A 20,297-nucleotide genomic window follows, 5' to 3' on the forward strand; every position below is an offset into this window, starting at 1 on the left:
CCCCCCTCAAAATAATAGTCCTCAAAAGTAGAATAATCCGCTAGGGCAACCAAAGGAGATTCTACATGAAAAAGTCACGCTTCACCGACAGCCAGATTATGAACATTTTGAAGCAGGCTGCTAACGGCACCCCTATTCCTGATCTTTGCAGAGAGCATGGTATGAGTAATGCGACATTTTACTAGTGGCGCGCCAAGTATGGTGGCATGGATGCTTCTATGATGGCTCGATTAAAAGAGCTTGAACGGGAAAATGCTCGTTTAAAGAAAATGTATGCAGAGTCGCAAATGATGGCTGATGTGTTGCGTGAGGTGCTTGAAAAAAAGTAAAACGGCCATCCTGCCGTCGAGAGATGGCCAGAGAATTTGTAGCTAGTCATAAACTGAATATCAGACAAGCTTGTACGGCCTTTGGGATTAGCCAATCTTGTTATAGATATCAGCCCAAGTTGTCAGAAGAAAATGACCTAATTGCCAAGTGGCTCATAAGGCTTACCTGTATGAAAAAGAACTGGGGATTCGGGCTTTGCTTTCTATACATGCGTAACGTGCAGGGCTTCGCATGGAATCATAAGCGAGTTTACCGTATTTACAAGGAATTGGAACTTAACTTGCGAATCAAGCCCAAAAGAAGATTGAAAAGGGCCACACCAGATCCGTTAGTTGTTCCAGATGCTCCAAATCAAAGTTGGTCGATGGACTTCATGTATGATCAGCTCGCTGATGGAAGAAGCTTCCGGCTACTGAATGTGATTGATGATTTCAATCGTGAAGGGCTTGGAATAGAAATAGATTTTTCACTGCCTGCGGAACGTGTTATTCGCTCATTAAATCAAGTAATAGAATGGCGTGGTAAGCCTCAGTCTATTCGTTGTGACAACGGACCAGAGTACATAAGTGGCAAGCTGCAATGCTGGGCAGAACAGAATTGTATTCGTTTAGAATATATTCAACCGGGAAAACCACAGCAGAACGCTTACATTGAACGGTATAATCGAACTGTTCGTTATGATTGGTTGAACCAACACTTGTTCCGTTCAATCGAGCAAGTACAAGATTTCGCTACCGCATGGTTGTGGTCTTACAACAACGAACGTCCCAATATGGGAATCGGCGGGATTACCCCGATTCAGAAACTACAACTTGCTGCCTAGTAATCTACTTTTTACGGCTATTAAAAATGGGAAGCTTACGATTACCTCTCCTTTATTTAGAAAAGTAACAGTCTTAAAGATATATTGGGTATGGAGTACTAAAGATCTTTATCTTCGTACCTTATTGCGCAACGCCATCCCGAAGAAGGCTAGCTGAGCCCATATGATCCCTTTCCAGACCTGTTGGAATACTTTGATGGGAAGAGATAGGTTGGTAAGGTTGGCCACATTCCCCCAGTACGGAATAAATCCAAGTGAAATGTCAGCTGTTGTGGTGGCAGCAGGCGGAGTTATCATCAGTCCGAATAAAAGCGGAAAAGCTATTGTGACGGCTGCTAAGATGGAAAAGGCTCTGCCGGGTGATTCTCCATAATGGCTTATGAACCGGTAGCAATGTAGCGTTGCGAGAAGGAAATAGTCTTTTTCTGCTTTGACTCTTTTGAGTGTGAAATATTTTTCGCAACAGTGCCAAAGAGACATTCCTCCCATATCGGAAAGGGCAAGGGACTTGGCTTTCCAATCACGGGCGATCTGTTCAGTAACAATTCCATCTTGCTTTATTGTTTCAAGCTTGGGCCAGTGGCAGTTGTTTAAAGTAAGCTTGGCTATTTCGGCAGTTCCCAACTGAATCTTTGAAAGGGGCATGCTTTGTAGTGTAAGCATATTATTTTCAAGAGTTAGGTTTGTAAGGTCTAATGAGGTTTGAATGTTACATTCTTCGAAGTTTATTTGCTTGTGGAAGCTAGATCCCTTAAAGCTACCTGATTGAAAGTTGACATTGGAGAAGCTGGCATTGTTGCTAAAACTGACCGAGTCAAAAGAGACGCTTTTGCAAAAAGTAATACAATAAAAGAAACTAGATTTAATTTTGGCATCTTGGAACGTAACATCATTTTCGAAAATACAATTTGAAAATGAGATATCGAGGAAAATATCGTCAGAAAAAAGTGTTTGTTCTGAAAAAACACAACTATTAAAGTGTACAGGAGGTACAAAGTTTGAAAACTCATCAAAGTTTTCAAGCATAAATTCTTCATTAATAAGTTTTTCACTTAAGTAGAGAGCTTCAGCAATATTTATATCTGTGTTGCTTTTTTCATCCCAATTTTCACGATAGTAATGATTCCGTAATTTTTCAGAGATTTCGTCAGGGGTTATAATGGTAAGTGCATCTCTATTTATTCGTGGGGTTCTCATCATAATTAGCTGCTTTAATTTGTCTAATTGCGTTAAGTTGCGTACATGGAAGTAACATTTTTTCCACATATTTCTTTTTGACCCAACTACGCCTATTGCATGAACGTTGCTAATGTTAGAATATAAAGAATTTTCATCGTAACCTTCCGTTAAAAGACTCAATAAACGGATTGTCAGTAGGTTTTCTCGGTCTTGAGAAGTCCAGTGTTATATTACTTTCATAGACCCACTTGTCGAGTACCTTGGAAATGAATTCGCCACCATTATCTACCTGAATATGATGCGGCTTACGTTATGACCGCGCTTATAAAAATATCAGGTATAGATTCACTCATTATTCTTAACCTACTGTTTTTTATTCCCAAATGAAATAATTAACCGAAAGCTCTGCAAGGCAAAAAGGAACCAACGAAATTGTTCCACCACACCCTTCAATTTTCGAATTAAATGACCACACTGTGGGGTGCTGAGAGATTGACGGATACAAGATAATTCCTTGTTTTGATTTCGTAGCCTGCATGTATGAAAATATTTGATATTCATCGTGTTTTGATAGCTTACTGGATTCCAGAAACTTCCATTTTGCGTCAGCGACAATTTTTTCTGTTGTTTCAAACTGATAATCAGGTCTCGGAGACTTTAGCCCAGAAAACCATGAAATGCTTTTTTGGGCTTTGAAGTTTGTGAGTTGTTCTGATTGCTGCAATGTTTTTTCAACGGTTTTTTCAAAAACTGTTGCCATATCGAAGAGGATCGCGACAGAGTTTTGTGCTCCGCATTGTAAGGTCGGTGGAACTAGCAATATAAAGCGGGCGAAATACAGCGCAGCCTCATAACGCTTCATCAGTCGGCCTGTTCTGCATTGGTCGAAATGGCGTTTTTCTACGTTTGGAATTGTTGAAACTCCATCAAAGAGCACAAGCAATTGTTTAGCTAATCGTTTATTCGTTAGCGAAGCTGCAATGCGGGTTATTTTCCAGAGTGCCGAACAGAGCAGCGCATTCTCGATACAGTTCGGGCAATAGTCGTCATATGTGCAACACAGTTTATGTGCTGCAGCAGCGTTCGCTCTAACTTGTTGTGTAAAGTTAATTCTACCTTTTTTGTTGCGACGGTTCTCTTCATGTTTAATGTAGTCGTTTTGAAGACCATGCACTGATAGTCTTTGCACTTCGATAAGAAATGCGTGGATAAAAACCTCAAGCAGTGTGTGACCGCCTGTAGCAAGTAACGCCGACTTTGCTGTCCGGTATGTCAGCAGACCAGAGCGCTCAAGCATTCGACAGAGCAGTGTTCGAGCGTCATCTTTCTTCTCATCATGATCACGGTATATTTTAGGCAAAATCTCGATGACACTGCCATCGGATGTCCGAATTACGCCCACATATCGCCAACAAACGGTCTTCTTACTTCCAAATGATGAAAAAACGTACTTATCTTTATCATCAATGTGTTCCGTATTACCTTTCACGAAAATCGTTTGCGTTTCTAGCCCCTGCAGCTCTTGAATTGCTTGATGAGAAAGCACGCCGTTATCAAACGGCGTACTTTCAAACAGAGTAAGTGGGTTACTAGCTGGCACGTTCTTGCAGCTCTTCTGTTTTAGTCTTCGCCTCTGGGTATTCCTTCTTGAGGGCTTCAATAAATTTATCGCTCCCTAGTTGGTCAATTCTGTATGTCGTCTTAATTGGAAATGAACTAGGCACGGCTAAGGTAAAATCCCTAACGATCTCCTTACCAAGAATCATTTGAATTTGAGCGTAGTCATCAAAGAAGTATTCCTGAAGCTGTGGAAGAACCTTATTCATAATGACGTGTTGAAGTTCTTCAGTTGTTGAAATGACTTTTGCATTTTGCATGAAATAGCCATGCCCAATTGTGTGCTCACGGTCGAGAAGTGCTTCCATTCTTTGGTTCATGGATGTCAGGAGTTCAGTCAGATCAATACCGCTGATGATCGTGTTTTCTAAGAGTGTCGGCTGTGGCATCATTTCAATAAAATGGAATCGACGACGTAGCGCTGTGTCCAAGTGAGTTAAAGAGCGATCAGCTGTGTTCATGGTTCCAATAATGAATAAGTTTTCTGGAACGCTAAATGTAGCGCCTGAAGCAAGTTGTATCGGGTATTCGCGCTTGTCCTCTTCAATAAGTGTGATCAGTTCACCGAAGATTTTAGAGACATTACCGCGATTAATTTCATCAATTTTTAATACATAATTTTTTGTAACTGCCTGCTCATTCTCTTGTTTTTTACTGAAAAGCCGTTCCAGTTCTTCTTCATTTAACCTTCCATTGAGACTGTAAATAGTACGCTGGGATACACTTTTCGTAAGCAGTGTTGTTGCTTTAATGGGATTGTCGTTGTTGTGCCAAATCCATTTGATAGAACGAGCGTGACGGTAGCGGTGATGGAATGAATGTTCCGGTATAAATTTGTATTCGCCTGTTAATTGACCTATTGCTCTGATCCCGCCTTTATTACCTTTTGTGACAAATATTAAGTCACCAACTTTCATATCAAATATGAATTGTCTCATCATAGAGACGACTGAACTTTTGTAGTTTTGTTCATAGAGGTAATCTGTAAATGATGAGGCTGTTGCGATGTGTTCAGAGATGTCTTTATTGACAAAGCCGAGGAGTACCTCATTGCTTTTGATACAATGTTTAAAAATAGTGGTTCCTTCCTCTGTGGCGGTGTTGCCGAGAGACATCTTCCACACATTTGCAGTGGAGGTGTCCAATTCGTCCTTTATCTCTGCTTGATCGCGAATGTTATCTAGTTCTGCTTGATGGACGATCTCTCTAAATACTCCGTTCCGCATTACATACTGGATATTGGTGCTTTCTGCATTTTCTTCATCCTCAGTTAATACAGGTTGAATGCCCTCAACGAAATCTTCATATCCATAAGAAGGGTGGAAAGTCACAGAACGTACTTGAGAGTCCGGAAGGTCCGCAACGAATTCCAATCCTTCAACAGTTCCATTAATCAATGCATGGGTTTTACCGGTACCTGGAGGGCCATAGAGAATGATGTTTTTTGATTGTGGTAGTAAGTAGCCCGTTTCAGAAATTTCTTCTTTATGCTTTGCAGCATATTCCAGAATTTTATCGCCAAGTTCAAAAAGATTGGAGATGGAAGGCTCTGTTAACGATTCAAAAAGCTTTTTGTTTAGTTTGAACATTTCGCTACTTTTTTCGCCAGTGTACAGTTGAAGAGCAGCAGGAGTAAAAATGTTGCTGATGCAGAGGGAGTCCTGATTCTGGTATAAAAAAGCAATTTTCCATTTCACCATCGAGCTGAGCTGACTCTTTTGGATAGCTTCTAGATTGCCTTTTTGCGCATGTTTTATAATTTCTAGGATGAGTCTTTTTACATTCAAGAAGGCGTCTTCTGCGCTTATACCAAAGCGTTTTTGCCATGCGTCAGTTTCTGAATACATTAAGTGAGTTCGTTTCGATATTTCTGCATCTTTAGAGCGAGAGTACACACCAAATTTAAAAGCTGTTGAGCCAGAGATGTTACCGAGCTTTTGTGTTTTGAATTCTAGCCAATAGCAGAAAGTATCGTGTGAGCCTTTACTGGAATACTCGTGGTATTCCATCTTTTCTACATTTTCTTGAGTCCAACGGGTGAGGAAGTCGTTCCAGAGTTTTTGTTTATCTGTATGAGTAGTCATGGGCGAGTCCTTTGCTTGAATTTGGATGATGAGAAAGCATAAGAATGGAGCTAGAGAAAGAGAACTAATTATCGCTGTGCCTTGAGCATGGATAGACTCGCCTCAATCTTCTGAATGAACTCTCGAATTTCTTTTCCCCGGTACAAAATGGAGTGTTCAAGGTTTGCATACTGCCCCCTATTGGCCGAAAGCCAGTTGAAAGAGCCTTCCACAACAGTGTGGTTATCCACCTTGATGGTTTTGTTATGCAGTCTGGAAGTGAATACGATGGTAGCGCCACTTGCTTTTAATGCCTCAGTTATCTGTGCGACAGCTTGCTGATTGTAGTTGTTCACCTGCTGAATGCATTTGATGTCGGTATAAATTTTAACTGGAACGCCACGAGATTTTGTATTGGCTATTGCTTCGCAGATCATATCTGCCTGAAGAGCATTGTGCGTGATATATGGCGACACGATGGTCAGTTCTTCGCGAGCTTGCTCGAAGCATTGCTTTAAAACTCGCCGGTGATCATCAAGTGAGCTGAGGTGTTCAATAGCTGCTGACAGATTACGTTCAATTAACTTGAAATCTTTCAGTGCATTTTGTCCGGATTCGAAGCAGAGGTGCTTGGCAAGTATGCCTGAAGGCTTAGATGACTCCGGGTTGAATAGTTCCATGTTCCCGAAAACAATAAACGAGTCTTTGGCGCGTGAAACTGCAACATTGAGCATGTTAAGCTTCCGATCAACAAATGAAAGGGCATTATCGTCCAATCCGTAAACAGGAGAGAGGAGGATAATCTTCTTTTCTGCGCCTTGCATTTTGTGAACAGTGCCTACGACGATAGCTCGTGCGTCAGCCTCTGGCAGTTTGCTCTTGAGCTGTTGCTTTATCTCAGATGACTGAAGCTTAAATGGAGTTACGATGGCAATAATCTCTGCGAGATTTGAAGCACCGTAATGAGTGAGAATCTTCTGCCGGTTATCTGCAAGCCACTGTGCGATGTTTGCTGCTTCATATGTATTGTAGCGACTCCCATTTCGCTTTTCACTGAAAGATGGAATGTTCGCGTAACCTAATTGAGGATACAAAAAAGAGTCAGCAGGGCGCTCTTGAGTAAGTACTTCTAAATTCGGGTATGTTAATTCTTTGCAGTAATTGATGACAGTTTTCGGACAGCGACGGTGCTCTAGAAGGTGCATGCCTCTTTCTTTGGCTGGAGTGTCATTAATAGTTAACTGAAACGGGGTTGCCCGTTGTGCGAGTAACATTGCATTACTTTTAGATATGGTGAGATGGTCGAGTGTTTCCTCATTAGCAATTAGTCCAAAGCGTTCAATGTTACCAAGGTCAGCATCTTCAGAAAGAGAAACAACAGGTTCAATTTGATGCACATCACCAACTACCAAAGCTTTTTTGGCCAACGCGAAAACTATGGCTGCTTTGTCGATAGAAGCCTGGCCGGCTTCATCGAAAATGAGAAGATCAATGCCTCTAAAAATTGGCTTTCCACTCTGCGACATAAGCTTCGGTGTCATAAACAAGGTAGAAACGATGCAAGGTGTGAGCATTGAAATACGGCGCAGCTGTTCTGTTGCACTCAGTTTAGGAGCTTGCGTGCTTTCAAAGTCAGTAATTGTTTGCTCTAGCCAAAGTGCTTCGTAATAATGAATAGCAAGTAAGAAGATTGTATACCGGTTGTTTGTGTCAGCATGGGAGAGAAGGGTGTATAAGTCATCCTTTGCAAACTCTTGTGACAAAACAATTTTATCAAAACAGGCATGTGTTTTTTTGATGATATTGCTCAACTCGGTTAAGCGCTGTTTATTTTGGATATGCTGCGCCGTTATTTTCTGCAGCTTGTTGTTGGCAGCATCTAAAGTCTGTTGAGCAGCCTTTTTAGCGTTCGAAAGACTTGTGAGTTTAGCCATCAACCGATCGCAGATGCTTGCAATGTCCTTGGGAGTAGAGGTGATGTCTAAGTCATGTCGGAGCATGAACTCAGTGGCGTATGCTTTACGTTTACTTTTGAGAAACGGTAAGAATTTCGCTAAGCCGAACCAGAACGGTTCATTCTTGCTTGCCGCTAAGGCATGTTGGACAACTTGTTTATGTTCAGAATGCCTTTTTTCATGCTCTCTATATTCTGTAAGCGAATCCTTCTGAATTGCTTCACACGCAGTTACATTCGATTCAAAATTTGCAAGAGCAGTGGCTAGTTCTTCACTTTCTTGTACCGCAACATACCCAGCCATCCAATTGGATACATCAGTGCCTACAGCATCCTTTAGAGAGATGATTTGGTCTCGCAAATCGCTTTGGATAGCTCTTAGGTTTTCGAGACGAGAGCTGGAGTTACACTGATTACCTGTGAATTCTTCATAGCTCTTAAGAATCGCGTGATAAGCCTCTGATGTATATTTCTCTGATTCCAATTTAGAAAAGAAACCTTCAAGAGCACTATATGAGCCATTCCATTCATGACAGGCCGTAAGGTAGTCACTGGTCTGGCCGGCTTTTGATGAAGAGAGGTAATACGTACCTAGGCTATCTATTTTACCAGGAAGCCAACGACGTTCGAGGATGTTGGAGCTTTCAGGTTTAAGAACAGTCGCGAAATCTCGAATAACGTTTGTTACTGCCTGATTATTAGATGATGTCGCAACGATGATAGGAGGAATTGTTTCGCCACATGGACTATCGATAATGGCATTGACCCATTCTGAAGCAATGGCACTTTGGAGTAGAGTAGTTTTTCCTGTTCCAGGAGGGCCATTGACCGCAAGAATTTCATCTTCATCACAAGCAAAGTAATGATGCATGGTTTGACGTTGGGAAGCGCCTAGCCCAAAGCTATTACTCATTTGAGCAGTATGAAAAGAAGACGCATTTGCTGCTTCATCTTCTATCTGAAGTGTCTCTCTAACTTCCTCTGTGCCTGAAACAAGTTTTCCATACAGAGCTGGTGTATTCTTTTCGATAAGCCTGTCGTAAGCTTTTCGTATTTGCAATGTGATGAAGTTGTTGCTTTCATATCGGAATGCAACCGGCTTATGGGAAGCAATGTACTGCACTCCATTAAGCGTGATTAAACCTTCATCGTCGACAGGACATAGTTTTTGAATAGCTTCTATCAGATAATTAAAATAGGCAGCCCAACCAAGAGCATGGAATTCTTGCCGGTCTTCGGCAAGGATGGCGCGAGCATCATCTAAATTACCTAGAGTAAATGCCTCTTTGTTTACAAGAGGACGTAAGTTTTCACGATTGAACCATGGGTACTGATCTTTAATGGCGGAAAGTCGTTGTGACTCTTTGTTGAATGAGCAGGGTGCCATGAGAGGAATAATTTTTTCCGGAGAAATCGCAGTTCCCTTTTGGGTAGCGAGCCTCTGGAAGCACATAGGCGCAATGACAATTTGAAAATTTTTAAGGTGCTTATATTCTTTCGGAGCTAAGCGCAGTATCTCTTTTGAAGTAACCTTGCCCTGCTGTAGTTCTTCTCCATTTAACAGGACTGCGCGGCTGTCTTGATATGAACCAAAGGAAATAAGCTCTTCGTCAAGGGACGTGCGAAAGTAACGGGTAATCTGCTCGAGTGTCGGCTGCATGAGAAAAGTACCTTTCGATAATTAGATTGTGACGTGAGTGGCGAAAATATCGGAAAATCTAATTTATGAAAAGCTACAATATTGTGAGTCGTTATTTGCTGAATTGCGATGAACGGGGAGAGGAGTGCACTTAATCCTAAAGATAAAAAAGTGTAATTGCTGAGCGATATAGTTATTTTGAAATTTATTACAAAAGATTATCGAGGTTATTAGGCAAATCGCAAGGAGCTTAGTATGGGTAAGATCTTCTTAACATGTTGAAAGTTTTTGCAATAACGATGTTTTGCTCAGGGGTGTGTAGACGATAATAAAAGTACTATTAGTTTTAAATGTGGGTAGTTTTTTTGGTTTAACTCATTATTATTACTTATTTTACAAACGGTTTGGCATAACCCAATACAGTTTCCTGTAAAAGCATTCTGGCAGGTGCTTGGGTCTCAACTGGAGGAACAGCGCTATTGGAATTTATGGCCAATTTTATTTTGTTATGTCCGGCTATATTGATGCAATGAGATTACATTGACATTTTTGCGGGATGCATTTGATAATCTACCAGATAGATTCGGAAACATTAAGACACCAAGAAATGAGATAGGGTTAACGGCTCGTGTTGATTTTGCATTACTTAGTTTTTCTTAGTTAATAATGAATTTTGCAGTGTTGTATTCAATACTTTCGACAGATGCTTGGCACGAGTCTAAATCTGTTCTTGGAGTTCTAGATTCTTTTTATTATAGTCTGGTGAAAATAACGGCTCTTGGATATGGTGAGATTATTCCTATCTCTTCATTTCCCAAGATTCGTTTAATGGATGAAGTAATTGCAGGTATTGTTCTGATTGTATTCAGTTTAGCTGTGTATATGACGTATGCTGGCTGTCTGATTTCATAGAGAGAATCTGCGCAGGAAAGTACGAGGCAAAAAAGTTCTCTGAAGAATAAGTTAATCCAAGGAATGGGTAAGCTATGCAGAACGTAAATGACCTGCCAATGCAGGAACAGCAAAAGTATTTCGATAAGTTCGAACGCTGGATTGAAACCGAATTCAACGGTGACGAATCTACTGCGGATGAGCAGTTGAAAGCGGGTTACGCTATTTTCTATGAAAATGATGTGAATCCTGATGAATTGATTCGCGAGTATCCAGATGGACGACGAGAAGTAGTACAGACTGTCGTTTCTGAAGATAATTCCAGTTTTGAAATAGTGGTCGTGCGTGAGTTGTAAATGATGACGCCTCAGCTATGGATTGTAGCCGGACCGAACGGTAGTGGGAAAACAACACTGACCATGCGGCATTTAAAACGCTTTCCAACTAATATCCCAGTGGTTAATCCTGACGAGATTGCAAAAGAGATTAATCCTGATCAGATTGACTCTCCGAAAATTGCCCTGCGAGCAGGAAAACAAGCTCTCCGACAGCAACGTGAATTACTTGCAAGCCGGCAGAGCTTTCTTATTGAAACGACCTTTTCCGGTAATCATGAGCTGAGATTAATAGGTAAAGCTCAGGAGCAGGGATACAAAGTTAATCTCATATACATTGCTTTGCGAGACGCAACTCGTAATATTAGTCGTGTGGCATCCCGTGTAGCAGCTGGTGGCCACAATATACCTACAGTCGATATTATTCGGCGCTATGGCCGCAGTCTGCAGAATGCTCCTAAAGGCATATTTAATGCAAATCGTACCTTTGTCGTGGATAACAGTCGAAAACGGCATCAGCTTCTTTTCACACGCAAGCATGGACTGATCCAGTTTGTGACACCAGAGGTACTACAACCAGAGTGGAGTAGTAATGTTCTGCTTGGCTATGAGCAAGAGCAGTTGAAAGATTTGCAGCAGTATGTAGCAGAGCCTCTGAAGGCCGAGCTACTGACGGAGTTATGCTGTACTATGTTGAGAGAGAATCTGCCCTTTAACACCAGACAAAAGCAGCTTCGGCAATATGCTGGAATGCTTGAGGTGACACCTTCCAGTAGGGCTATGCCAACCGTGGACAGCGTCATGCGACGGGTAGGAAAGAGTATAGAACGATAAAAGGCTTCATGCGGATTGCATGAAGCCTTTTTGTACTTTATGGTTATTTGAGGTTTTAGTTATGAGTCTGTTTCGCCATAGAATTCGGCAATGCATTTAGCGCAAACCAATTCGCCTCTATTTTCTATTTCTGCAGCTAGGCTGCGAACATCGTCTTCATCAAGACATTCTTCACCGTGAGGGTAAAGGTCATCAATGACTGCATCGCATTCCGCAATCATATCCACTCTTCGTGCCCTATTTAATTCATCTGATTTAGTTACGCTGGCGATGTGATATTGCCCATCATTGTTTTTCATTTTTGAGGCTGAAACGAAAATATAGTTCATGAATCCCTCCCGATTGAAGTTAGTTCAGAACTATAATAATAAAATTAAAGCATTTTCTATATGTTGGCTTCAACCTATTTCTCAAGTTTTGATTACCCAAACGCCACACCAGGCTTCCCATCTACATCACTTCTCAGCGGATGTTCTTTATCCGCGCAGAGCCAGAAGAATTTTCCTTTGTGTTTCTTGGATTCGAAACGGCGCATCATTTTGCCGCAGCCTTCTTCGGGGCAGGGAGCTTCAGGCAATGGTGTTCGTGGTTTATTTGTTCCAGGCTTTCCTTTGACGTCAGGGAGGAAGACTGGCTTGTTGTGCTCGAAGCAGGCCCAGAAGAATTTTCCTTTTTCTTTTTTGGATGGAAGTCGGCGCAGTCCTTTGCCGCATTCAGGGCAAGGATGTCCTTGAAGGCCGTTGCCGGCTGATTTTGTGATAGGGGTGATGATTATAGGCAGCAAGTGCGTTTGATCAGCCATGAAGGTTTTAAACTGTTCAGAGCCATCAGCGATTGCACTCAAACGAGATTCCCAGAGTGCTGTTGTGATCGGGTCCTTCAATTGTTCCGGAGTAAGGGCGATGATGCTCTGGCCAAGTTCAGTCGATATAAGATTCTTCTTATCAGCTTTGATGTAGCCGCGTTGCTTTAACGTTTCGATGATGTCGGCGCGAGTGGCTTCGGTGCCGATGCCTTCGTTTTCCTTCAGAGTCTTCTTTGCTTCAGCGTCATCAATGAAACGGTGAATGTTGGCCATAGCCGCGATAAGAGTACCCTCTGTAAATTTTGCAGGGGGTTTTGTTTGTTTTAAATCTACTTTTGACTCCACGCAGGCGACAGTATCGTCTTTTTCGACTGCCGGCAGTGGTTGCTCTTCAGGTTGTTTGTCGAACTTTGTCCAGCCAGCTTCTAATGTTGTCTGGCCAGTGGTTGTCCAAGTGTAGCCGGCGATTTCTGAAACAATCTTTTTTGCTTCGTAGGTTCGCGGTAAATGGAACTGAAGCGCGTAGGTCGTGCTGATTAGTTCGAAGAGTTTTGCTTCGCCTGCAGGAAGATCCGCCGGCACTTGTCCGGTTGGGATAATACCGTGGTGAGCTGTTACCTTTTTTGTGTTCCAGGCTTTTGATTTCAGTTCCGGATTTGCTGCTTCAAATACTGGGGTCGAGGAGAGCGCCTGCAGGATACGTTTTGCATCGTCGAATTGTTCTTCCGGAAGGTAGCGGCAATCTGAGCGCGGATAGGTTGTCAGCTTTTTTTCGTAGAGCTTCTGCGCAATGTCTAGAACCTCTTTGGCCGACATACCGAACTTTGCTGAAGCGGCCTTCTGCAGAGAGGACAAGCAATGCGGCAGCGGTGGATGCACGGTCTTTTTCTGTGAAGTAAATTCAACGATTGTTCCTTGCTGTCCTTTTGCTTCTGCAGCGATTGTTTCAGCTTTGGCGGTATCTACGAGACGGCCTTCTTCGTCGAATCCTGCCATGTCTTCTGAAGGCTGCAGCTGCGCCTTAAAGGAACCTTCTTTATGATCCAGTGTAGCTTGCACGACCGCGTATTTTTGTAGCTTAAAATTGGCGATTGTTTGATCGCGTGTAACAATTAAGTTTAGCGTTGGCGTTTGCACGCGACCAAGAGACAGCACGCCTTGCATACCTTTTGAGCGGCCGAGAAGTGTCATTGCGCGGGTTGCGTTGATACCGGTCAGCCAGTCGGCTCTGGAACGAGCGAGCGCTGCCCGTGAGAGCGTCGCGTAATCGCGGTTGTCCTTCAGTGAACTTAGCGCTGTTGCCACAGACTTTTCATCAAGGGATGCAAGCCAAATTCTTTGTGTGTTTCCAGTGTAATTGAAGTGTTCCAGTATCTCATCAACGAGAAGCTGGCCTTCGCGATCCGGATCACCGGCGTTGACGACAATGTCAGCTTTTTTCAGCAGTTTTTTAATGACGTTGAGCTGTTTAGCAACGCCTTTACGCGGTTTCAGCATCCATTGTTCCGGAATAATGGGAAGCGTTTTTGCGTCCCACTTTTTCCATTCCGGATTGTAGTCGTCAGGGTTGGCCAGCTCAAGCAGATGCCCGAAGCACCAAGTGACGGTGTCGTTGCCGCAAGTAATGTAGCCTTCATGTTTTTTACCGTTACCGAGTCCTTCGGCGATAGCGCGGCCAAGAGACGGTTTTTCAGCTATGAATAATCGCATGGTGTAACTCCATTCTTAGTAGTTTGAATTTATTGAAAAGGTGCTGTTGACAGGGCAGGCTAGATTCCTTAGCGAAACCCTTGAGATAAGAAAAAATTTAAACGTGAGGGTGTGTTGGTGGATATTGAAACCGTTAGGCATGATGCACGGAAGCTGATCGCAGAAATTTTATATGAGTCAAAAACTGACGAGAGTGACATGTTGTTACTTTCAAAGTTGGAGGACTTGATGCCTGTTCCAGAGGCTGTTGAGCAAAAATATCGACCTGAAGATTTTTACCGTAGTGGAGAGGTTGATATTGATTTGTTTGTGGATGTTTGCCTTGAGCAAAAGCTTAATGCTGTAGCGATGCTACACTTCATGAAGAAGTACTGTGATAAAGAAACTAGGAAGACTAAGTTAAAAGCACTGCTCAAAGAATATCTTGAAAATATGGAGTCCTATAGTGAAGAGGAAGAGGATGAATTGTTGGCTCAGATGCAGCACTTAACGCCAAATTCTGATATTATTAGCTACATTTTTTGGTCTGAAAGCGATTTTGAACACGAGCCAACCGTGGATGAAATTGTTGAACGCTGCTTTATGGATAACTCAATGGTACTTGAGTCGTCATAGTTTAATCATATTATTAGGAGGAGCCGTAAGCTCCCCCGTTATAAATGGTGTTGCTACTGAGGCACTAGTTCCCGACTTTGCTTTTTACTGAGCGCTTTGCGAATGCCGACATTCAGTTCAACTTTGAGAGCGTTTAATCCTCTCTCTTTGTGAATGTCGTTGTAATCCGTCAGTCCCTTTGCTTTTTCGGCATCGGTGAGCTTGGGTTCAATAACAGCGCCGTCAACAGCGAGTGCTGCAGCGTGGGCTTTTGTGATACCAGGATTGTTTTTCTGGGTGTGGTCATCGTCAGCAATGAAGACGAGTGGCGCGTCCGGAAATGCCTTTTTTAGCTCTTTAGCCACTGGCTCAAGGTTGCTAGCATCGAAGGCGACAGCAACGGGCTTGTGCGTTGCATCATGGATGCTTGCGGCAGTCGCATAGCCCTCTGCAATAAGAACCGGCTGTGTTGTGGATGGGGAAGAGTAGCGTGAAATAAGGTGGAATGCGCCTTGTTTCTTTGCTCCAGATTCAAAGAGCTTTCCTTCCGGCGTGATAGTCTGCATGGTTTGAATACGGCCGGTGGAATCGCGTCCCGGGATCAGCAGGTTACCGTGCATATCAACCTTGGTTCCGTGGCTCTTCACACCTTTTTTCTGCAGGTATTGTTGATCGTCCGGTGCCCAGCCTTTGGCGTTCTTCCATTTGGCGTATGCGCGTTTTGCGGCGCGATCCTGCTCCTCTTTGCGTTCCAGATCACGAGCTTCCTGCCGTGCTGCAGCGTTGGCTTTCATTTCGGCCATCGCTTCCGCAGAGAGTTTGTGTCCTGTTGCCTTCCAGTTGGTACGCAATCCTGTTTTATGGTTCTCAATGAACCCTGCAGGGCGACCGTCTAAGTAGCCTGTGTACGCGCCGTCCTTGGCATTGTGTCGCCCACCTTCGACTGCTACGCGGTGTAACTTACCGTCCATGATGGGCAAGCCTTCTACGAGTAAACCTGCCTCACGTAAGGCTTGAGCAAACTCCTGTTCTGGAGCCATCTGTGGTTTTTCTTCCTGATGCTTTCCATCCGGAAGCCATTGGCCGAGTGACGTCAGATCAGCACCTTCCGGAGCGTACCAGCTTTTCTTTTTTCCATCCCATTTTGCACCGAGGTTTTTCGCTGCATTCTTCTGGGAGTATGGAACTGCAAGGTACGTTTTTTCGTTGGCCGGCTGCGCTGGAGTTTTCTCGTGCTCACGCTCTTCTTTGGATTGTGCTTTTGTGATGTTCTCTTCTTTTTGCTCTTCCATCTTAATACCTTTTTCAAAGCCGAGCATGTGGCCTTTGATGCGCTCTGCAGTCTGGCAGGCACGCATAATCTCGTATGGATCTTTCTCAAGTGCCTGAATCCAGCTGTCTACATAGGCGAGATGCTGGCCGCGGTCGTATTCGAGACCGAGTTCCATGGCGGTCATCCAACTTGCAATTTCTGCGTTCAATTCTTCGCGTGCATACTCCTGCGTTCCCTTCGGGCCGAAGGTTCGTTCGTTGCCGTTCCAGCGCTTTTCATGACCGGTCCAATGTCCGAGTTCATGCAGCGCGGTCGCGTAGTATTTGCTCTGATCTTCGAACTTGTCTTTTGGAGGGAGTTTGATTTGATCCCAAGTGTAGGAGAAGAATGCGCGGTCTCGCTGATCGTGGACAATAGAGGCGCCGGAGCCTTCGAGAATCGCTTCACTACGTTCGTGTGGATTCCAGCTAACATCCCGTCCCTTCCATTCCGGTATTCCTTCAATCTGCGTAGCGTGGAATACACTGGCATAGCGCAGAATAGGGCGTTCAAGGAGGTATTCTTCTTTTTGCGGTTTTCCGTCTTCGCCTAATACAGGTTTTCCGTCGTCATCAATGACGGTTTCCTCTTTTGTGAATTGCCAGAAGACGACAGGGCGGGCTTTTGAACCCTTTTTGATGCGCCAGCCTTCAGCGCAGGCTTGTTTGAAGGTCATAAAGCGGTGATCTTCCATGCCTTCGCGGGCAAGGGACACAAAATTAACGCCGCTGTAGACGGTGCCAGAGATTGGGTTGAAGAGTGGGTGGAACTCGCCTGCTTTCCACGGCTTTTGCCAGGGTGCGGTGCCTCTTTTCAAGTCTTCGATAATCTGCTCTGCAAACTCTTGATGAAACGGCTTTCTGTTGGTTGTCATACACAGTTACCTTGCTTCCTTGAGTGTTTTTTCCAGAAGCTCACGATCAAGCGGCTTGTCGAGATCTTTGAAACGCAGGGCAACTTCTTCAAAAGCGCCCATGTGGTCGGCTACGTCCGGGTCAACCGGAATGCCTTCACTGAACTCAGCAAGTTCTGCAGCGTCTGCGTCTACTTGCAGGGCAGCTGTTTCAAAATAGTGTTCTGTAGTGACTTTCATTTGAACTCCAGTCAGTTAAAAGTGAATATAGGAGTGACTTTGTGGAGTGCAGCGGCATCCACAAGGCCAAAGTATCTGCTGTCAAAACTGTCTTGGTGGTGGGTTGATAATAACAACGCCTTGCCTTTTGGAATGACTGCGCTGTGCAGTTTGTGCGGCAGGCTGCGGCCTTTGCTGTCATGAGTGCGTGCTGTGAGTCGGTAGTAGGTCGTGTTCACTTGAATAGTATTAGAATGCACAGTGACGACATCGCCAGCAGTTCCAACCAGCTCCTTAACAAGAGGCTTCTGACCGGAAGGGCAGAGCAGGCTTGTGCCGAGATACGTGCGCGAAAGAGAAAGCTCTAAGTATTCGTTCTCTGGAGAGAGGCAGAAGCTTGCAAGATCTCCTCGTGTAGGTGTTTCATTTTCTAGCTTGTAGAGTCCGATGGGTTCGGAGTGCGTGAGGTTGAGCCGGTAGTCTAAATGAAAGGCGGTAGTGAGAAGGAGTGCGATGCCACAAACAATAAACAAAGTTACGCGCATGATTCCTCCTCAAAGTCAGGTTCTTCAATTTCAAGCTCATCGAAATCCAGTTCTTCACCGTCAAATGTAGGCTCGTCGTCAAAGACTGGCTCGTCTTCTAGATTGTACTCCGGAACATCCGTGGCCGGAGCTTTCGTGGTGGATACTTCTGCTGCAGGCTCAACTGCATAGACCGCAGGGGATTTTGTTTCTTCGACGTCCTTTTTCTCAGGGACAAGACGGTCAGAAGCACGAGGCGCTGGAACCTTCGATCGTTCTGAAAAGACAGGATCGAGGAAATAGAGAATCTGCTTTCCGTATATCGGCGGGAAACCGGCAGGAAAAACGAGCATGTCACCGGCTTCGATAATCTGCTTGTTAGCGTCTTTTTTTGCACCGGGAAGTCTCATGCATTCGTCTGCAGTAAGTAGAGCGCGGCCGGTTTCAGCTACGCTTACACTTGCACGACTCAGGTGTCCTGAGCGGCTTCCAGAGAGAGAGGTTTTCTTTGTGACGACCGTTGTTTTACCGGTCATATCTGACAGAACCTTGGCCGTTTCCACTTTATTGGGTGCGTAGGCGATGCGGACATGGCAGTTACTCATGATGCTTTCGTCCTTGGTCTACGCTGCATGGAGCTGGGTTAAGTCCTGTACGATGAAATATGCTTTCAGGCCGAAGCCTGCCATAAATGCGAGAGAGCGCTCGAAGATCTCTAGTTTGCCAAGGGACGTGAACTCATCCATCATGAGTAGAAGGTGATATTTGTAGTTTTCAACGGAACGACCGTCCGCAAATTCCATATCTTCTGTCAGCCGACGCAAGATGATGTTGAGGATAAGGCGGATCAGCGGTCGCAGACGGTCAATGTCTGAAGGACGAATCACCAGATATAGCGACACAGGCGCTTCGTAATTCATGAGATCATCAATGCGGAAATCGCATTCGGATGTATTGGCCGCAACAATTAGATCACGATAGAGCGCAAGGTTCGCTACAGCCGTGAAAACAACACCGGACAGCTCGTTATCTGCCTTGTTGAGCATTTCGCGGGCTGAAGAGGCTATGAAACGCTGAACACTGAGAGACTCTTCTTTGCTTGCGCCGAGAAACTCCTGCAGCACAATTGCCTGTTCAGAGTTGAGCATTTCCTGAAAGAGGATTGCGTTTTCTTTTTCCGGATCAGCAAGCATGAGGCCGAGGTCGCTCAACGTAGCAGTTCGATTTTCTTTGCGCCTGACCTCAATCAGGCAATGCAGAATAGCGCCGCCCAGTAAGGCAAACGCAGCCTTATTCCAGTAGTCTTTTAACCCCTTGCCGTCCGGATCAACGATCATACTGGCAATGTTCTGTGTGTCTGCAATGGCGTGCACTGTATGGAGTCTGATTTCTGCAGGCGGGTTGAACCGCGCGCCGCTTGCTGTTGCTTCCATTTTAACTGGCGCAGCTTGGCAAGTTCCTGTTTTTTCCGCTCCAGAGCGGGGTTGTGGGTGGAGGTAGGGACGATAACAATCGGTTCTGCCAGAATTTCCTGTGCTCTTTGCTTGTCAGGATCTTCCGGAGGAGGTTTCGGTACTGCAAGGCCGGCTGTGTTCTCAGGCTTTACCACCGGAAGTTTGTTGGCTGGAGGTGGAGGAGCCTACGCTGGCATTTCTGAACGTACTTTGAAGTAAAGATGTGTTTATCAGCAGTGATTCAACAATTCACTATTTGAATTTGTGAGGCTTCATAGGTGGTGGGGTGTCGGTATTTACACGAACTGTAGCAGTTGTCCCGACACGTAATTCGATGTTTGGAGGGACATTTTTAAGGTATATTCTTACCGGAATGCGTTGTGCCAGTCTAATCCATTCAAAGGTTGCGCTAACCTCGGGAAGTAAATTGGTACTCAAGCTTGTATTATCCTGTGCTATCCCCCAGCCTAGGCTTTGGACTACGCCGCGTAACGGGGTATTCGGATATGTCATCAGGATTACTTCTGCCACATCCCCCACCTTGATGTTTCCGATGTCAGTTTCCTTAAAATATCCGAAAACCCAAAAGGTATTATCTTCAACAATTGAAAGCAACGCCTCGCCTTCTGTAGAGGTTGTCCCATCATAGAGGTAATAGTTTGTGATGAAACCTGAAACAGGTGCATAAACTTTAGAAAAAAACAGATCTAGTTCAGCTTCTTCTAGGCTTGCTTCAGCTTCTTCAACTTGTGCAACTGCAGCTTGCCATTCGTATTTGTACTGTAACAGAGCTTGTCGGGAGAGTGCGTCGTTATCAATTTCAACAAGATTTTGAGCACGCTTATACAAATCTAATGCTTCTGCAGCATTTGCCTTGTTTGTAAATAGTTGTGCTTTTGCTTTGCTCACGGCCGCGATGAAGACACTATCTTCTATGGTATACAGTAGATCACCTGCGTGTACGTATTGGTTATCTCTGACATGCACAGAAGTTACAGGGCCAGTTACGCGGGAGGCGACTGTAACTACGTTTGCCTGTACCTGTCCGTCACGGGTCCATGGGTGAATGAACGAGTCTCTATAGTGCTCGTAGAATAGCCAGGTGGCAATTAAGACCACTATACTGGTAAAAAAGACTTGGAAAAAAATCTTCATGCGCCC

Annotated in this window: 14 protein-coding genes and 3 pseudogenes; 5 read left to right on the forward strand and 12 right to left on the reverse strand. The window is 44.3% G+C overall.

The genetic code is table 11. From position 1 onward, the window contains the following. Window positions 1-65: 65 nt before the first annotated feature. A pseudogene (locus SP90_RS12180) lies at window positions 66-1,153 on the forward strand (IS3 family transposase). A gap of 108 nt (window positions 1,154-1,261) precedes the next feature. On the opposite strand, the gene SP90_RS12185 reads toward SP90_RS12180, so the two are convergent. The 5 genes and pseudogenes from SP90_RS12185 to SP90_RS12200 all read right to left on the reverse strand — a co-directional run bounded on the left by SP90_RS12185 (window position 1,262) and on the right by SP90_RS12200 (window position 9,626). Further along, window positions 1,262-2,353, reverse strand: a complete 1,092-nt coding sequence (locus SP90_RS12185; protein WP_066856610.1) for a pentapeptide repeat-containing protein — start codon at window positions 2,351-2,353, stop codon at window positions 1,262-1,264. A gap of 133 nt (window positions 2,354-2,486) precedes the next feature. After that, window positions 2,487-2,636 (reverse strand): annotated as a pseudogene (locus SP90_RS16510) (integrase core domain-containing protein); the annotation flags it as partial. A 69-nt stretch (window positions 2,637-2,705) separates the two neighbouring features. Then, window positions 2,706-3,932 (reverse strand): McrC family protein, encoded by a 1,227-nt coding sequence (locus tag SP90_RS12190; protein WP_066856613.1) that lies wholly within the window; start codon window positions 3,930-3,932, stop codon window positions 2,706-2,708. Continuing rightward, the gene (locus SP90_RS12195) at window positions 3,922-6,033 is read right to left on the reverse strand and encodes an AAA family ATPase (protein WP_066856616.1); all 2,112 of its coding nucleotides are present in this window, start codon (window positions 6,031-6,033) and stop codon (window positions 3,922-3,924) included. The genes SP90_RS12190 and SP90_RS12195 overlap by 11 nt, the downstream gene beginning before the upstream one ends. Window positions 6,034-6,101: 68 nt before the next feature. Beyond that, window positions 6,102-9,626, reverse strand: coding sequence for an AAA domain-containing protein (locus tag SP90_RS12200; RefSeq protein WP_066856618.1), 3,525 nt, complete (start codon window positions 9,624-9,626; stop codon window positions 6,102-6,104). 645 nt (window positions 9,627-10,271) lie between these two features. Between SP90_RS12200 and SP90_RS16965 the strand changes: the two genes are divergently transcribed. The 3 genes from SP90_RS16965 (at window position 10,272) to SP90_RS12210 (ending at window position 11,665) form a co-directional block, all read left to right on the forward strand. Beyond that, window positions 10,272-10,517 (forward strand): ion channel, encoded by a 246-nt coding sequence (locus SP90_RS16965; RefSeq protein ID WP_082936428.1) that lies wholly within the window; start codon window positions 10,272-10,274, stop codon window positions 10,515-10,517. Window positions 10,518-10,591: 74 nt separating this feature from the next. Beyond that, window positions 10,592-10,852 carry a hypothetical protein gene (locus SP90_RS12205; protein ID WP_066856621.1) on the forward strand — a complete coding sequence of 87 codons (261 nt, stop codon included), beginning with the start codon at window positions 10,592-10,594 and terminating at the stop codon, window positions 10,850-10,852. Beyond that, window positions 10,853-11,665 carry an AAA family ATPase gene (locus tag SP90_RS12210; protein ID WP_066856624.1) on the forward strand — a complete coding sequence of 271 codons (813 nt, stop codon included), beginning with the start codon at window positions 10,853-10,855 and terminating at the stop codon, window positions 11,663-11,665. A gap of 59 nt (window positions 11,666-11,724) precedes the next feature. Here the strand turns inward: SP90_RS12210 and SP90_RS12215 are convergent, their stop codons facing one another. Together SP90_RS12215 and SP90_RS12220 are read right to left on the reverse strand one after the other, a co-directional pair. Next, a complete protein-coding gene (locus SP90_RS12215; RefSeq protein ID WP_066856627.1) occupies window positions 11,725-11,994 on the reverse strand; it encodes a hypothetical protein in 270 nt (89 codons plus the stop codon). A gap of 92 nt (window positions 11,995-12,086) precedes the next feature. Beyond that, window positions 12,087-14,180 (reverse strand): DNA topoisomerase III, encoded by a 2,094-nt coding sequence (locus SP90_RS12220; RefSeq protein WP_066856630.1) that lies wholly within the window; start codon window positions 14,178-14,180, stop codon window positions 12,087-12,089. 117 nt (window positions 14,181-14,297) lie between these two features. On the opposite strand from SP90_RS12220, the gene SP90_RS12225 reads away from it, so the two are divergent. Beyond that, entirely contained in the window at window positions 14,298-14,795 is a 498-nt protein-coding gene (locus SP90_RS12225) for a hypothetical protein (protein WP_066856633.1), read from the forward strand. A gap of 53 nt (window positions 14,796-14,848) precedes the next feature. On the opposite strand, the gene SP90_RS12230 is transcribed toward SP90_RS12225, so the two are convergent. The 5 genes and pseudogenes from SP90_RS12230 to SP90_RS12255 all read right to left on the reverse strand — a co-directional run bounded on the left by SP90_RS12230 (window position 14,849) and on the right by SP90_RS12255 (window position 20,291). Then, entirely contained in the window at window positions 14,849-16,960 is a 2,112-nt protein-coding gene (locus tag SP90_RS12230) for a zincin-like metallopeptidase domain-containing protein (RefSeq protein WP_066856636.1), read from the reverse strand. Window positions 16,961-16,966: 6 nt separating this feature from the next. After that, a complete protein-coding gene (locus tag SP90_RS12235; protein WP_066856639.1) occupies window positions 16,967-17,179 on the reverse strand; it encodes a hypothetical protein in 213 nt (70 codons plus the stop codon). 11 nt (window positions 17,180-17,190) lie between these two features. Then, window positions 17,191-17,703: a conjugative transfer signal peptidase TraF gene (gene traF, locus SP90_RS12240; RefSeq protein ID WP_066856642.1), complete on the reverse strand. Its 513-nt coding sequence runs from the start codon at window positions 17,701-17,703 to the stop codon at window positions 17,191-17,193. Further along, window positions 17,694-19,115, reverse strand: a pseudogene (locus tag SP90_RS16520) (type IV secretory system conjugative DNA transfer family protein). Before SP90_RS16520 ends, traF begins: the two are co-directional and overlap by 10 nt. A 273-nt stretch (window positions 19,116-19,388) precedes the next feature. After that, window positions 19,389-20,291 carry an HlyD family secretion protein gene (locus tag SP90_RS12255; RefSeq protein WP_066856651.1) on the reverse strand — a complete coding sequence of 301 codons (903 nt, stop codon included), beginning with the start codon at window positions 20,289-20,291 and terminating at the stop codon, window positions 19,389-19,391. Between the last annotated feature and the right edge of the window lie 6 nt (window positions 20,292-20,297).

Origin of the sequence: Halodesulfovibrio spirochaetisodalis, assembly GCF_001672295.1 — a bacterium.
Lineage (GTDB): Bacteria > Desulfobacterota > Desulfovibrionia > Desulfovibrionales > Desulfovibrionaceae > Halodesulfovibrio > Halodesulfovibrio spirochaetisodalis.

Excerpts from the sequence above, each read along its gene's own strand:
- SP90_RS12205 (WP_066856621.1), top strand. The coding sequence starts at position 10,592 with ATGCAGAACGTAAATGACCTGCCAATGCAGGAACAGCAAAAGTATTTC.
- SP90_RS12235 (WP_066856639.1), bottom strand. The coding sequence starts at position 17,179 with ATGAAAGTCACTACAGAACACTATTTTGAAACAGCTGCCCTGCAAGTA.
- SP90_RS12220 (WP_066856630.1), bottom strand. The coding sequence starts at position 14,180 with ATGCGATTATTCATAGCTGAAAAACCGTCTCTTGGCCGCGCTATCGCC.
- SP90_RS12255 (WP_066856651.1), bottom strand. The coding sequence starts at position 20,291 with ATGAAGATTTTTTTCCAAGTCTTTTTTACCAGTATAGTGGTCTTAATT.
- SP90_RS12210 (WP_066856624.1), top strand. The coding sequence starts at position 10,853 with ATGATGACGCCTCAGCTATGGATTGTAGCCGGACCGAACGGTAGTGGG.
- SP90_RS12185 (WP_066856610.1), bottom strand. The coding sequence starts at position 2,353 with ATGATGAGAACCCCACGAATAAATAGAGATGCACTTACCATTATAACC.
- traF (WP_066856642.1), bottom strand. The coding sequence starts at position 17,703 with ATGCGCGTAACTTTGTTTATTGTTTGTGGCATCGCACTCCTTCTCACT.
- SP90_RS12215 (WP_066856627.1), bottom strand. The coding sequence starts at position 11,994 with ATGAACTATATTTTCGTTTCAGCCTCAAAAATGAAAAACAATGATGGG.
- SP90_RS12230 (WP_066856636.1), bottom strand. The coding sequence starts at position 16,960 with ATGACAACCAACAGAAAGCCGTTTCATCAAGAGTTTGCAGAGCAGATT.
- SP90_RS16965 (WP_082936428.1), top strand. The coding sequence starts at position 10,272 with ATGAATTTTGCAGTGTTGTATTCAATACTTTCGACAGATGCTTGGCAC.
- SP90_RS12195 (WP_066856616.1), bottom strand. The coding sequence starts at position 6,033 with ATGACTACTCATACAGATAAACAAAAACTCTGGAACGACTTCCTCACC.
- SP90_RS12200 (WP_066856618.1), bottom strand. The coding sequence starts at position 9,626 with ATGCAGCCGACACTCGAGCAGATTACCCGTTACTTTCGCACGTCCCTT.